At 67.1% G+C, this 13467-nt stretch carries 11 protein-coding genes and 1 riboswitch; of the genes, 4 read left to right on the top strand and 7 right to left on the bottom strand.

Going from position 1 to position 13467, the window contains the following annotated elements; all coding sequences use genetic code 11:
- Positions 1-20: 20 nt before the first annotated feature.
- The 4 genes from ACFXKN_RS27975 to glpK (ACFXKN_RS27960) all read right to left on the bottom strand — a co-directional run bounded on the left by ACFXKN_RS27975 (position 21) and on the right by glpK (ACFXKN_RS27960) (position 4104).
- Positions 21-452: a type II toxin-antitoxin system VapC family toxin gene (locus ACFXKN_RS27975; RefSeq protein WP_378971470.1), complete on the bottom strand. Its 432-nt coding sequence runs from the start codon at positions 450-452 to the stop codon at positions 21-23.
- A complete protein-coding gene (locus tag ACFXKN_RS27970) occupies positions 449-766 on the bottom strand; it encodes a type II toxin-antitoxin system Phd/YefM family antitoxin (protein WP_378971473.1) in 318 nt (105 codons plus the stop codon). The genes ACFXKN_RS27975 and ACFXKN_RS27970 overlap by 4 nt, the downstream gene beginning before the upstream one ends.
- A gap of 123 nt (positions 767-889) precedes the next feature.
- Complete coding sequence (gene glpD / locus ACFXKN_RS27965) at positions 890-2569, bottom strand: glycerol-3-phosphate dehydrogenase (protein ID WP_378971481.1); 1680 nt, start codon at positions 2567-2569, stop codon at positions 890-892.
- A gap of 32 nt (positions 2570-2601) precedes the next feature.
- A complete protein-coding gene (glpK, locus tag ACFXKN_RS27960) occupies positions 2602-4104 on the bottom strand; it encodes a glycerol kinase GlpK (RefSeq protein ID WP_378971512.1) in 1503 nt (500 codons plus the stop codon).
- Positions 4105-4237: 133 nt separating this feature from the next.
- On the opposite strand from glpK (ACFXKN_RS27960), the gene ACFXKN_RS27955 reads away from it, so the two are divergent.
- Positions 4238-4990 (top strand): IclR family transcriptional regulator, encoded by a 753-nt coding sequence (locus tag ACFXKN_RS27955; RefSeq protein ID WP_378971526.1) that lies wholly within the window; start codon positions 4238-4240, stop codon positions 4988-4990.
- Positions 4991-5048: 58 nt separating this feature from the next.
- Positions 5049-6551: a glycerol kinase GlpK gene (glpK, locus tag ACFXKN_RS27950; RefSeq protein WP_378971532.1), complete on the top strand. Its 1503-nt coding sequence runs from the start codon at positions 5049-5051 to the stop codon at positions 6549-6551.
- A 36-nt stretch (positions 6552-6587) separates the two neighbouring features.
- On the opposite strand, the gene ACFXKN_RS27945 is transcribed toward glpK (ACFXKN_RS27950), so the two are convergent.
- From ACFXKN_RS27945 to ACFXKN_RS27935, 3 genes are all read right to left on the bottom strand, one after another.
- Positions 6588-7490: a hypothetical protein gene (locus tag ACFXKN_RS27945; RefSeq protein ID WP_378971537.1), complete on the bottom strand. Its 903-nt coding sequence runs from the start codon at positions 7488-7490 to the stop codon at positions 6588-6590.
- 41 nt (positions 7491-7531) lie between these two features.
- Positions 7532-8680: an MFS transporter gene (locus ACFXKN_RS27940; RefSeq protein ID WP_378971807.1), complete on the bottom strand. Its 1149-nt coding sequence runs from the start codon at positions 8678-8680 to the stop codon at positions 7532-7534.
- A gap of 358 nt (positions 8681-9038) precedes the next feature.
- On the bottom strand, positions 9039-10256 hold the full coding sequence (locus tag ACFXKN_RS27935; RefSeq protein WP_378971544.1) for an NADP-dependent isocitrate dehydrogenase: 1218 nt from the start codon (positions 10254-10256) through the stop codon (positions 9039-9041).
- Between the two features lie 558 nt (positions 10257-10814).
- Positions 10815-10925: riboswitch (SAM riboswitch) on the top strand.
- Between the two features lie 82 nt (positions 10926-11007).
- Here ACFXKN_RS27935 and ACFXKN_RS27930 point away from each other — a divergent pair.
- Together ACFXKN_RS27930 and ACFXKN_RS27925 are read left to right on the top strand one after the other, a co-directional pair.
- A complete protein-coding gene (locus ACFXKN_RS27930) occupies positions 11008-12324 on the top strand; it encodes a bifunctional o-acetylhomoserine/o-acetylserine sulfhydrylase (protein WP_378971553.1) in 1317 nt (438 codons plus the stop codon).
- On the top strand, positions 12321-13466 hold the full coding sequence (locus ACFXKN_RS27925) for a homoserine O-acetyltransferase (RefSeq protein WP_378971560.1): 1146 nt from the start codon (positions 12321-12323) through the stop codon (positions 13464-13466). Before ACFXKN_RS27930 ends, ACFXKN_RS27925 begins: the two co-directional genes overlap by 4 nt.
- The last annotated feature ends 1 nt before the right edge of the window (position 13467 follow it).

The following is a 13467-nucleotide window of genomic DNA, read 5'->3' as shown; positions in this document are numbered from 1 at the left end:
CGACCAGCCTGGCGTCGTGTTCAGATCAGTGTGCGCTGGTCTGGATGCGTCACGGGCACCACTGTCAGCAGCTCGCTCAAACCAGCGAAGTCTTGGGGGTTCACGGTGAACAACGGGAGCCGATTGGCCGAGGCGATCGAGGCGATGAGCAGGTCGATCCGCCGGGGTCGCGGATTGCGGCCGCTCGCCAGAACGGCGGCCACTACGTGCCCGAAGCGGCGTGCGGCCCTGGCGTCGAACGGGATCGGCTCGAACAACGCCTCAGCGTTCTGCACCCGCTCGATCCGACGAGCCCGTTCACCCGGCTCTGCGGCATAGTGCGGACCGGCGGCGAGTTCTGCCATCGTCACCGCGCTGATCATGAGCTCGTCGGGCAACTCCGCCGGATCGAGTTCATCGATGAGGATCAACACATTCGTATCGACGACGCCTCTGGCCGGAGTCGAGGTCATTCAGTGCCGTCCCCAGCGAATTCACCGCGTCGGTAAGCCCGGTCATACGGGTCGTAGAGAGAATCGTCGACCAGATCATCGGCCACCGGCTGTGCTGTGGCCGGCGCCGACAACCCGGCAAAGGCAGCGATCGCCTCTGCTCGGGGCACTGCCGCTCGACGACGCGCGTGTCGATGCGGAACAAGATCGGCAACAGGCGCCCCATCGACAGTGATCGTGAAGGACAGTCCTGAACGAACATCGCGCAGAACCCGGCTCGCATCGTTACGGAGCTCTCGCTGCGGAATCTCGGGTAGCTCTGCTGGGATGCCCATGGTCGATACGGTACGCCCCGCGCTACGGATGCGCTACGGATTTCCTACACCTTGCGGTGCTTCACGATAGTTGTCCGCGAGGGTGCCGGGCCCCGACGGCAGTCCGGGCTTTCGGCGCGCCGGTCAGCGGGCCGCGACCAGTCTGGCCGCGTTGGCCGCGGCGTCGTCGCCCGCCTCGTTGGCGGCGAGTTCGGCGTGGACCCGGTCGTAGTACCGGTTGATCTCGGCGTTGGTGGTCTCCTCGTTCCAGCCGAGCAGGGGTGCGATCAGGCAGGCGATTTCCGGTGCTGCGGCGAGGCCACGATCGGGGACCTCGATGGAGATGCGGGTGCGGCGGGTGAGGATGTCGTCGAGGTGCAGCGCGCCCTCGTTGGTGACGGCGTAGACGATCTCGGCGGCGATGTAGTCCGCGGCGCCCGGAATCGATTGGCGCAGTGCGGGATCTGTGGCGATGAGGTCGAAGAGGTCGGTGGTCAGCGAGCCGTAGCGGCCGAGCAGGTGTTCGACGACGTCGACGGGCAGTCGCTGGGCCACCGCCAGTGCGGGCGCGTCGGCGAGCATGTCGAAGTAGCCGTCCGCGCCGACGATGGGCAACCGCGCGGTCGACGAGGCGGGGATCTGTCCACCCAGGCGCGCGGCCGCGGCGTCGACGACATCGGCGGCCATCACCCGGTAGGTCGTGTACTTACCGCCCGCGATCACGAACAGGCCCGGCGCGGGTTCGGCGACGGCGTGTTCGCGCGAGAGCTTCGCGGTCTCCTTCGTGGCGCCGGTCATCAGCGGGCGAAGGCCCGCGTAGGTACCGACGATGTCTGCCCTGGTCAAGGGCTCACGCAGCAGCGAATTGACGTGGTCGAGAATGTATCGCACGTCGGCGGCGGTGGCCGTGGGGTGGTTCTTGTCGAGTGCCCATTCGGTGTCGGTGGTGCCGATGATCCAGTGTTCGGCCCACGGGATCACGAACAGAACCGACTTCTCGGTGCGCATGATCATGCCGGTGTGCAGGTTCAGCCGGTCGCGCGGCACGAGGATGTGCACGCCCTTCGACATCTGGACGTGGAACGGGAAGTCCACCCCGGTCATCTTGATCATGTCGTCGGTCCACACACCGGTCGCGCTGATCACCGTGCGAGCCCGAATGGTGTGCGTCAGACCGGTTTCCAGGTCCTCCACACGCGCACCGACGACCTTCTCACCGTCGCGTTCCAGCCCGATCACCTTGGTCCGGGTCAGTACCGTGGCACCGTTCTCGGCGGCGGTCCTGGCGATCATCATCGTGTGGCGGGCGTCGTCGACCTGCGCGTCGTAGTAGCGGATGGCACCGGTCATCGCGTCGTCGCGCAGCGCGGGCGCGAGTTCCAGTGCGCCGGAACGGGTCAGGTGCTTGTGCATCGGAACCGTGCGCGCGCCACCGAGCGTGTCGTAGAGGGCGATACCGGCACCGATGTAGGCGCGCTCCCACACCCGGTGCTGGAGCGGAAACAGGAACGGCACCGGACGCACCAGGTGTGGCGCGAGCGTATTCAGCAGCAGCCCACGCTCTTTGAGCGCCTCGCGCACCAACGCGAAGTCCATCTGCTCCAGGTAGCGCAGGCCGCCGTGGATGAGCTTCGACGATCGGCTCGAGGTACCCGCGGCGAAATCGCGTGCCTCCACCAGGGTTACCGACAGCCCGCGCGCGGCGGCGTCGAGCGCGGCACCGGCGCCGGTTACGCCGCCGCCGATGACAAGGACATCGACCTCGGCGGTGTCGAGCGTGCCGACAGCCTGCTCACGGTAGGTGGGGTCCAGTTGCACAGACACGATGATCTCCTTCTCGAAAGTATTGTGGTGACTCAGATTTCGGCCCAGTCGAGGGTCCGCTCGACGGCTTTGAGCCAGCGGCGGTAGCCGTGTTCGCGTTGCTCCTGCGACCAGGTCGGGTGCCAGCGGATGTCTTCGGACCAGTTGTCGAGCAGTTCGTCGGTGCCGCTCCAGAAGCCAACGGCCAATCCGGCGGCGTAGGCGGCACCGAGCGCGGTGGTCTCGGCGACGACCGGCCGCGAGACCGGGACGCCGAGCAGGTCGGCTTGGATCTGCATGGCCAGCTGGTTCGCGGTGACGCCGCCGTCCACCCGCAGCGTCGCCAGCCGGACACCGGCGTCGCGCTGCATGGCCTCGACCACGTCGCGGGTCTGGTAGGCGATGGATTCCAGGGTGGCCCTGGCCAAGTGGGCGTTGTTGCTGTAGCGCGACAGGCCGACAACCGCGCCGCGGGCATCGGGTCGCCAGTACGGCGCGAACAGACCGGAGAAGGCAGGCACGAAGTACACGCCGCCGGAATCCGGTACCTGACCGGCGAGGTCTTCGATCTGCGCGGCCCCGGCGATGATGCCCATCTGGTCGCGCAACCACTGCACCGCGGACCCGGTGACCGCGATCGAACCCTCCAGCGCGTAGGCGGGCTTGCCGGCGCCGAACTGGTACGCGACGGTGGTGATCAGGCCGTGGTTGGAGCGCACGATCTCCGTGCCGGTGTTGAGCATCAGGAAATTGCCGGTGCCGTAGGTGTTCTTGGCCTCGCCGGGCTGGAAGCACACCTGCCCGACACCCGCGGCCTGCTGGTCGCCGAGCACGCCCGCGATGGGCACCGAACCTTTGAACGGGCCATCGGGCTTCGTCGTCCCGAACAGGTCCGCGTTCGACGAGGGCGCGATGGTCGGCAGCATGGCGCGCGGGATGCCGAAGATCGCGAGGAGTTCGTCGTCCCAATCGAGGGTTTCGAGATCCATCAGCATGGTGCGCGACGCGTTGGTGGGGTCGGTGACGTGCACGCCACCGGTGAGGTTCCAGATCAGCCAGCTGTCCAGAGTGCCGAACAGGGCGTCACCGCGCTCAGCGTCGGCGCGCACGCCCGCGATGTTGTCCAGGATCCACTTCAGCTTGCCGCCGGAGAAATACGGCGCGGGCGGCAGGCCGGTCTTCGCGCGGATGAGCGCGCTTTGCCCGGCGGCATCGAGGTCGGCGATGATGCGGTCGGTGCGGGTGTCCTGCCAGACGATGGCGTTGCCATACGGGCGGCCGGTGCGGCGGTTCCACACGACGGTGGTCTCGCGCTGGTTGGTGACGCCGATGGCGGCGAGGTCGTCTGCCGTGAGGTCGGCGAGCGAGAGGGCGGTCTTGACGACGGTGCGGGTACGTTCCCAGATCTCGTCCGGATTGTGTTCGACCCAGCCGGGGCGCGGCATGAGCTGGGAGTGTTCGAGCTGGTGGCGGGCCACAACGGTGCCTCTGTGGTCGAAAACCATGAATCGCGTCGAGGTCGTGCCCTGGTCGATCGCGCCCACGTACCGGTTCATGTGTCGTCCTTCCCGGATCTCACCTTCGAGTCCGCCGATCGGGCACCTGTGCCCGAAACCCACGCTAGGAACGCGCGGCCGCGTACACCACACACGCCGTTCGACAATGCTGAACGGTGGTAGGTTCGGGGCCATGCCTGGCCCGATCCAGTCGATCGAACGCGCCGCCGCCGTGCTGCGTCTGCTCGCGCGCGGGTCGGGACCGCTGGGCGTCGGCGAGATCGCGACCGCGCTCGACCTGGCCAAACCCACCGCGCACGGCATTCTGCGGACGCTGCTCGGAGTCGGATTCGTCGGCCAGGACGCACGCACCGGCAAGTACCTACTCGGCCAGGCGATCGGCGAACTCGGGACCGATCGGCTCGATGTGAACGAGTTGCGTTCCCGGGCGATCCACCGGGCCGACGCACTCGCCTCGCGTTCCGGGGAATCGGTCCGCATCGCCGTGGCGCGCGATACCGGGATCACGGTGATCCACCACGTCTTTCGGCCCGACAACAGCGAGCAGGCCCTGGCAGTCGGTGAGGTACTGCCCGCCCATGCGACCGCGCTCGGCAAGGTACTGCTGGCCTATGACGCCGCAGCGGAAGTCGTTGCACTCCAAGGGTTCACCCGGCGCACGATCACCGAACGAGACCGGCTCGACCGTGCGATCGCCGAGGTTCGACGGCGTGGTTGGGCGGACGAAGTCGAGGAGCATCGCTCCGGCGAAGCGGGGGTCGCCGCGCCCGTTCGAGCCAGAGGTGGGCTCGTCGTCGCGGCTATCGGCATCACCGGGCCGACGGATCGGCTGTGCGACAACCGGTTACAGGTGCGTCCCGCCGCAATTGAGCAGGTACTGGCCGCCGCTCTCGCCGTGCACCGCGACCTGACGGCAGCGCGATGAGCTCGGACATCGTGCCTTTCGCCATGCAGACACGCACCGCCGACGAGAGCAGCTGCCGATGACTCAACGCTTCGTGCTCGCCATCGACCAGGGGACCACCTCGAGTCGCTGCATCGTCTTCGACCAGCACGCGCGGCTGGCGGGAATGGCGCAGCGGACACATCGCCAGCATTACCCCAGGTCGGGATGGGTGGAACAGGACGCGCTCGAGATCTGGCGGACCGTGGAGCGGATCGTGCCCGCGGCGCTGCGCGACGCCGGGATCACCGTCGACCAGGTGGCCGCGATCGGGATCGCCAATCAGCGCGAGACCACCGTCGTGTGGGATCGGCGCACCGGGCAGCCGGTGCGGCTGGCCATCGTCTGGCAGGACGTGCGCACCGAGGAGCTGGTCGATCGATTGAAGGAACTTCCAGGCGCCCAGCGTATTCCGGAGTTGAGCGGGCTCCCCTTGGCGACCTACTTCGCCGCACCCCGACTGCGCTGGCTGCTCGACAATGTCGAGGGCCTGCGCGCCAGAGCCGAACGCGGCGACGTGCTCTTCGGCACCATGGAATGCTGGCTCATCTGGAAACTGACCGGCGGCACCGAGCACGTCACCGACGTCACCAACGCGGGCCGCACCCTGCTGATGAACCTCGCCACCCGCCAGTGGGACGCGGAACTGTTGCGGTTCTTCGACATTCCGCCCGCCATGCTCCCCCGCATCGAACCATCGACCGGCGATTTCGGCACCGCCCGCACAGTCGTTCCCGGTGTGCGGATCGGCGCCGCCCTCGGCGATCAGCACGCCGCTCTTTTCGGCCAAACCTGCTTCGCCCCAGGCGAAACCGAATGCACCTACGGCACCGGCGGATTCCTCATGATGAACACCGGCACCGAACTGATCCGCTCCGAACACGGCCTGCTCACCACCATCGGCTACCAGGTCGGCCCCGAACCGGTCTACGCGCTGGAAGGCCCGATCGCGGTCACCGGGTCCCTGGTCCAATGGCTGCGCGACATCGTCGGCCTGATCGCCACCGCCCCCGAAATCGAAACTCTCGCAAGCACAGTCGACGACAACGGCGGCTGCTACCTCGTCCCCGCCTTCTCCGGCCTCTACGCCCCCCACTGGCGCAGCGACGCCCGCGGCCTGCTCATCGGCCTGACCTCCTACGTCACCAAAGGCCACCTGGCCCGCGGCGTCCTGGAGGCCACCGCATGGCAAACCCGCGACGTGGTCGAGGCCATGAACGCCGACGCGGGCCTGCAGGCGAAATCCCTCCGCGTAGCAGGCGGTATGGCCGCCAACAACCTGCTCATGCAAATAATCGCCGATGTCCTCGACACCCCGGTGATGCGCCCGTTGGTCACCGAAACCGTCTCCCTCGGCGCCGCCTACGCAGCAGGCCTGGCCGTCGGCTACTGGCCCGATCTCCAAGGCCTACGCCGCAATTGGAAGGTCGCCGCCCAGTGGACCCCTGCCCCGGACCGCCGAATCCGCGACGAAGAATACGAACGCTGGCAGCGAGCCGTCCAGCTCAGCATCGGCTGGGGCAGGCCCGCCACGGCCTACTAGATCCGTTGACGAAGCGGCCAACTCCGACGCTCGGAGTCAGCCGAAGAGTTCGTCGGTACGGGTCGCGGTAACGGCCTGCTTCAACCACACGTCGAGCTGGTCGAGGTCGGTGCATGCGGCCAGCTGCGTCCGTTGCGCCGCGGACAACTCGAGCCCGCGAGCGGTAAGTACGGTGAGCACGGCGTGCGCGGCAGCCTTGGCGACCTTCGCGTCCGCCTCCGCGCGCCCCTCCGCGCGCCCCTCCTCGCGCCCCTTCGCTATGTACTTGGTAGCGATGCGGCCGCGGTATTGAGGCGTGCTCTCCATCAGTTCCTCCAGGCGTCGGCTTGCAGGGACGGTCAACGCGTCGTCGACCAGATCAAGATACATTTTCGCATGTTCGTCGTCGGTTTTCATCAGCCCGGCCAGGAAAGCCGCAAGGACCTCCTCCATGTGGGCGCCTGCGCCGTGGGCGATCGCCGACAGCGTCGCCCGCTCGGGACGCCGCCTGGCCTCATCTGGGTCGGTCACGACGGGGAAGCGGTCGGGGCCTAGCACCAGGGGTTGGATGACCGATCCGACGGTATCGAGCTCGATTGGCTGCTCGGCCCACTTCGCGACCTTCCTGCTCGGCGTCACCACCAACAGAACCACCGGGCAACACAGCCGCGATCGCAGGGTGGTCAGGTAGACCGGCCATTTCCAGCGGCGCACATCCGCCTTGGACAACTGCACCTCCACGCACACACCGAGAACGGGAATGTCCCGATCGTCATGAGTGCTGAGCGCCAGGTCACCGCGAAACTCCTTGGGCCCGACGTCAGTGAAGTCACATGGCTCTGCCCGCATTTGTGACAGGCCCGGCAGCGGGACGCTGAACTCCTCAGCCAGCAATGACGGGGCCAGTAGGAGATCCGTGCGGAAAAGGTCAAGCAAACCTTCGTGCAGGTGGCTCGGCATGTGGGGCACCGTATGTCGAGGTGAGGAAGGGTACCAATCGGTTACGGCGTGTTGTGTGCGGAGCGGCGTTGTAGGAACACCGTCAGGGTGAACAGGAGGACACCGGCTACAGCGAGGACGGCGCCGACCATCGCCGGGGCGGTGTAGCCGAGGCCGGCGGCGATGACGAGGCCGCCGAGCCAGGCGCCGGCGGCGTTGGCCATGTTCAAGGCGGCGTGGTTGAGGGCGGCGGCGAGAGTTTGGGCGTCGGCTGCCACGTCCATGAGGCGGGTTTGGAGGCCGGGGGCCAAGGCCGCGCCGGAGGCGCCGACGAGGAAGGCGCCGATCGAGGCGGTGATGGGGTTGTGGGCAGCCAGGACGAAGCCGGCGAGGATGACCACCATCGCGATCATGGCGATGAAGATCGAGCGGTCGACGCCGCGGTCGGCGAGGATGCCGCCGCCGATATTGCCCACGATCATGCCGAGGCCGAACAGCGCGAGCACGATCGGCACCGCGCCGATGGGCATCCCCGCGACGTCGGTCATGGTGGTGGCGATGTAGGTGTAGACGGCGAACATGCCGCCGAAGCCGATCGCGCCGACGGCCAGGGTGAGCAGCACCTGCGGGCGACGCAGCGCGCCCAATTCGGTCATCGGGTTGGTGATCTTCATGCTGGTCAGGGCGGGCACGTAGCGCCACAGGGCGGCCACTGTCGCCACGCCGATCACGGCGACGACCACGTAGGCGTCACGCCAGCCCAGATGCTGACCGAGCCAGGTCGCGCCAGGCACACCGATCACATTCGCCACGCTGAGCCCGAGCATGACCGCGGCGACCGCCTTGGCCCGCTGGCCGACGGGCGCGAGGGTGGCCGCCGCCAGCGAGGCGACACCGAAGTACGCGCCGTGCGGCAGGCCGGACACGAAGCGGGCCAGCACGAGCGTGCCGAAAGTCGGTGCGAGGACCGTGGCGATATTGCCGATGGCGAACGCGACCATCAACACGATGAGCAATTTCTTGCGCGCCACCCGCGCGCACAACGCGGCGATCAGCGGCGCGCCGACCACGACACCCAGCGCGTACGCCGACACCGCGTGCCCGGCCGACGGCTCGGAGATATCGAAGGCCCGCGCGATGTCGGGCAGCAACCCCATGGTCACGAACTCGGTGGTGCCGATTCCGAATCCACCCAGCGCCAACGCGAGCATCGCCGGGACATGCCAGCTGGTACGTGGCTCGCCGAGGCGATCAGGGGCTGCAATGGAAGAAGTCACGCCTCCATGCAACGGGCGCGGGTACCCATTCGCTACCCGAGCAGAGCGTGAGTTAGCCCACCGTGCACGAAATCGACCCGGCAAACAACCCACTGATCTCGCGAGAACATGGGTAACTCACCGGGTCGAGCAAACCGAACCACCACTGATCCCGCAGGCCGCCGACGCAGGTCTCACGTCACTCGAGTCCGGCCTGAATACGCGGAGAGGCGGAAGAGCGCTCGCATCGGATTCGATGCGAGCGCTTTCTTACAGCCGTGCGGTTTCGCGGTTCAGCGCGAAACGCAGCACATCACTTCAGTGCGCGAGCCAGGTTGGCGTCCAGCGCGCCGAGGAATTCCTCGGTGCTCAGGTAACCCTGGTCCCCGCCGACGAGCGCCGCGAGGTCCTTCGTCATCTGACCGCCCTCGACGGTCTTGATGACCACGTCCTCGAGCGCCTGCGCGAAGCCGATCACCTCGGGGGTGTTGTCCAGCTTGCCGCGGTGTTCGAGGCCACGGGTCCAGGCGAAGATCGACGCGATCGGGTTGGTCGAGGTCGGCTTGCCCTGCTGGTGCTGGCGGTAGTGCCGGGTGACCGTGCCGTGCGCGGCCTCGGCCTCACAGGTCTTGCCGTCCGGGGTGAGCAGCACCGAGGTCATCAGGCCGAGCGAGCCGAAGCCCTGGGCCACGGTGTCGGACTGCACGTCGCCGTCGTAGTTCTTGCAGGCCCAGACGTAGCCGCCCTCCCATTTCATGGAGGAGGCGACCATGTCGTCGATCAGGCGGTGCTCGTAGGTCAGGCCCGCCGCGTCGAACTCGGCCTTGAACTCGGCGTCGAAGACTTCCTGGAAGGTGTCTTTGAACATGCCGTCATAGGCCTTGAGAATGGTGTTCTTCGTGGAGAGGTACACCGGGTAGTTCTGCTGCAGGCCGTAGTTGAACGAGGCCCGCGCGAAGTCCTCGATGGACTTCTTGAAGTTGTACATGCCCATGACGACGCCGCCGTCTTCGGGCATCTTCACGACCTCGTGGATGATCGGCTCGCTGCCGTCTTCCGGCGTGAAGGTCAGCGTGACGGTGCCCGCCTCGTAGACCTTGAAGTCGGTGGCGCGGTACTGGTCGCCGAACGCGTGGCGGCCGATGATGATCGGCTTGGTCCAGCCGGGCACCAGGCGCGGCACGTTCGAGATGATGATCGGCGCGCGGAAGATGGTGCCACCCAGAATGTTTCGGATGGTGCCGTTGGGCGAGCGCCACATCTTCTTGAGACCGAATTCCTTCACCCGATCTTCGTCCGGGGTGATGGTGGCGCACTTGACGCCGACGCCGTGCTTCTTGATGGCGTTGGCCGCGTCGACCGTGACCTGGTCATCGGTTTTGTCGCGGTACTCGATACCGAGGTCGTAGTACTCGAGGTTCACGTCGAGATAGGGATGGACCAGCTTGTCCTTGATGAACTGCCAGATGATCCGGGTCATCTCGTCGCCGTCGAGTTCTACAACGGTGCCTTCAACCTTGATCTTGGACATGGATCTTCGTGTCCTCCTCGGTGGGTGCCCTTATTGCACGGCTAGGCGAACACGCTTGTGAGCGGACCCCAGCAGTTCCAACAGACAACGTATATGCCCCGCGTTGTCTGCGGGACGTGTGGTGCAAACAAGACGAGCGTACTGCTGTCCCCCACCTCACCGCGATGGGAGGCCCCACTGTGCGGGACGGCTGTTCCGCCTCCCCGGGACTTCTGGCCAGACTACGTGCCGCGAGATTTACGCTGGCGGCTGGCGGCAAGGGACGGGCTAATTCAGCCCGTCCCCGGTGAGTTACCCATGTCCTCGCGAAATCAGTGGTTTATCGCGGCTCTGCGTATAGGTCAGGCCGCGATCGGCACTCGGTTATCGTGTTCGTCGCCTTCGATCAGGTTTTCCGGCTTGTCACGGATCATCACCGCGATCACCACGGCGGCGGCGCTACCTTCGCACCGGTCGACGACACGCCCGGCTTCGGCACACCGTCGACCGAGTGATCTTCAGCGTGAAATGCGGGGGAAGTTTCCGCGCGTGGGAGATGTCCGGTTAACATGACGGCAAGGTCATGAGTACCAGCGCCAAGCCCCGGCTCGCTGGTCGGCAACCCTCCAGCTGCGGTGGGGTGCTCCGGGTGATGACCGGGCTCTCGAAAGTCGAGAGCAAGCGCGCATTGCAGGAGGCCCCCATGTGTTGTTGCCCGTCGATCCGACCCAGTTGACGAGATCCCCCCGGCGCACACCCACTGGAGCACGACATGACTGACTCTTCCCTGCCCGAGAACTGGTCCTTCGAGACCAAGCAGGTCCACGCGGGCCAGGCCCCCGACGCGAGCACCAACGCGCGGGCGCTGCCGATCTACCAGACCACCTCCTACACCTTCCGCGACACCGATCACGCCGCCGCGCTGTTCGGCCTCGCCGAGCCGGGCAACATCTACACCCGGATCATGAACCCCACTCAGGACGCGGTGGAGCAGCGGGTTGCCGCGCTCGAAGGTGGCGTCGCGGCGTTGCTGCTGGCCTCCGGACAGGCCGCGGAGACCTACGCGATCCTGAACCTGGCGAGCGCGGGCGACCACATCGTGTCCAGCCCGCATCTCTACGGTGGCACCTACAACCTTTTCCACTACTCGCTGCCCAAGCTGGGGATCACGGTCTCGTTCGTCGAGGATCCCGATGACCTCGCGCAGTGGGAAGCGGCGATCCAGCCCAACACCAAGGCGTTCTACGGCGAGACCATCGCCAATCCGAGCAGTGCGGTGTTCGACATTCCCGGCATCGCCGGTGTCGCGCACGCCAACGGCCTTCCGCTGATCGTCGACAACACCGTCGCCACCCCGTACCTGATCCAGCCGCTGGCCCACGGCGCCGACATCGTCGTGCATTCGGCGACGAAGTACCTGGGTGGGCACGGTACGGCCGTGGCGGGCGTGATCGTCGACGGCGGCACGTTCGATTGGACCGTGCGCGACGCCGACGGCCAAGCACGCTTCCCCGGTTTCACCGAGCCCGACCCCAGCTACCACGGTGCGGTATTCGCCGATCTGGGCGCGCCCGCGTTCGCGCTCAAGGCGCGCGTGCAGTTGCTGCGCGATCTGGGCGCGGCGGTCTCGCCGTTCAACGCGTTCCTCATCGCGCAGGGCATCGAGACGCTGAGCTTGCGCGTCGAACGGCACGTCAGCAATGCCGAGACGGTCGCGAAGTTCGTCGCCGAGCAGCCGGGCGTCGACGCGGTGTTCTATGCGGGGCTCGAGTCCTCGCCCTGGCACGCGCGGGCCAAGGAGCTGGCGCCCAAGGGCGCGGGCGCGATCGTGGCGTTCGAGCTGGCGGGCGGTGTCGATGCGGGCAAGAAGTTCGTGGACGCGCTCAGCCTGCACAGCCATGTAGCTAACATCGGTGATGTGCGTTCCCTCGTGATTCACCCAGCGTCGACGACGCACTCGCAGTTGACGCCCGAAGAGCAGCTGGCGGCCGGCGTTACTCCCGGCCTGGTCCGGCTCGCCGTGGGTATCGAGGGAATCGAAGACATTCTGGCCGATCTGCGGGCCGGGTTCGCGGCGGCGACGACGTGACTGTGAGCACCGAATCGCCGATCGCCCGACCCGGAACCGGGGTGGACCTGCTGCCACCCCCGGACGGGCGTGTCGGTGTGGTCGCCATCGGGGACGTGACGCTGGAGAACGGCGCCGAGGTTCGCGATGTGCGGCTGGCGGTGCAACGCTGGGGCGAGCTCTCGCCCACCCTGGACAATGTGGTGCTCGTCGAACACGCGCTCACCGGCGACTCGCATGTCGTCGGTGGGCCCGACGGGGCACCCGGCTGGTGGGAAGGCATGGTCGGACCCGGCGCGCCGATCGACACCGACGAGTGGTGTGTGATCGCGACCAACGTGCTCGGCGGCTGCAAGGGCAGCACCGGCCCGTCCTCGCTCGCCTCCGACGGCAAGCCTTGGGGCTCACGGTTTCCCGAGCTGACCATTCGCGATCAGGTGAACGCCGAGGCACGGTTGTTCGAGGTGCTCGGGATCGAGCGGCTCGGCGCGGTCGTCGGCGGCTCGATGGGCGGCATGCGGGTGCTCGAGTGGATCATCGGCCTGCCCGAGCGGGTCAGCGCCGCGCTGGTGCTGGCCGTGGGCGCTCGCGCCACCGCCGATCAGATCGGCACCCAGACCACCCAGATGGCCGTCATCACGGCCGATCCCGACTGGCAGGGCGGCGACTATCACGGCACCGGTCGCGCGCCGATGACCGGCATGGGGCTGGCCCGGCGCATCGCGCACCTGACCTACCGCACCGAGGGCGAACTCGATCACCGCTTCGCCAACAAGGCCCAGGGCGAGGAAGACCCGTGGACCGGTGGACGGTACGCGGTGCAGAGCTACCTCGAGCACCAGGCCGACAAGCTGTGTCAGCGCTTCGATCCAGCCACCTATGTGCTGCTCAGCGAGGCCATGAACCGCCACGATGTGGGTCGCGGGCGCGGCGGTATCGCTGCCGCGCTGGCTTCGACGTCGGTGCCGTGCGTGGTCGGCGGGGTCGACTCGGATCGCCTGTACCCCTTGCACACTCAGGCCGAGTTGGCCGAAGGGCTGCCGGGCTGTGCGGGTCTCGAGATCGTGCATTCTCGCGACGGGCACGACGGGTTCCTCACCGAGGCGGCCGCGGTGTCGAAGTTGCTGACCGAGACGATGCGCTTGGCGCGGGAGAACCGCTGAC

It is taken from the genome of Nocardia sp. NPDC059195 (assembly GCF_042754695.1).
In the GTDB taxonomy this organism is placed as follows: Bacteria; Actinomycetota; Actinomycetes; order Mycobacteriales; family Mycobacteriaceae; genus Nocardia.
The sequence above is the reverse complement of the archived record's forward strand: the minus strand, read 5'-3'. Positions and strand labels throughout refer to the sequence as shown.

What these genes read in the sequence shown, in the direction of transcription:
- ACFXKN_RS27940 (WP_378971807.1), bottom strand. Translation starts at nt 8,680, where the DNA reads ATGCTCGCGTTGGCGCTGGGTGGATTCGGAATCGGCACCACCGAGTTC.
- ACFXKN_RS27955 (WP_378971526.1), top strand. Translation starts at nt 4,238, where the DNA reads ATGCCTGGCCCGATCCAGTCGATCGAACGCGCCGCCGCCGTGCTGCGT.
- glpK (WP_378971532.1), top strand. Translation starts at nt 5,049, where the DNA reads ATGACTCAACGCTTCGTGCTCGCCATCGACCAGGGGACCACCTCGAGT.
- ACFXKN_RS27975 (WP_378971470.1), bottom strand. Translation starts at nt 452, where the DNA reads ATGACCTCGACTCCGGCCAGAGGCGTCGTCGATACGAATGTGTTGATC.
- ACFXKN_RS27945 (WP_378971537.1), bottom strand. Translation starts at nt 7,490, where the DNA reads ATGCCGAGCCACCTGCACGAAGGTTTGCTTGACCTTTTCCGCACGGAT.
- glpK (WP_378971512.1), bottom strand. Translation starts at nt 4,104, where the DNA reads ATGAACCGGTACGTGGGCGCGATCGACCAGGGCACGACCTCGACGCGA.
- ACFXKN_RS27970 (WP_378971473.1), bottom strand. Translation starts at nt 766, where the DNA reads ATGGGCATCCCAGCAGAGCTACCCGAGATTCCGCAGCGAGAGCTCCGT.
- ACFXKN_RS27935 (WP_378971544.1), bottom strand. Translation starts at nt 10,256, where the DNA reads ATGTCCAAGATCAAGGTTGAAGGCACCGTTGTAGAACTCGACGGCGAC.
- ACFXKN_RS27930 (WP_378971553.1), top strand. Translation starts at nt 11,008, where the DNA reads ATGACTGACTCTTCCCTGCCCGAGAACTGGTCCTTCGAGACCAAGCAG.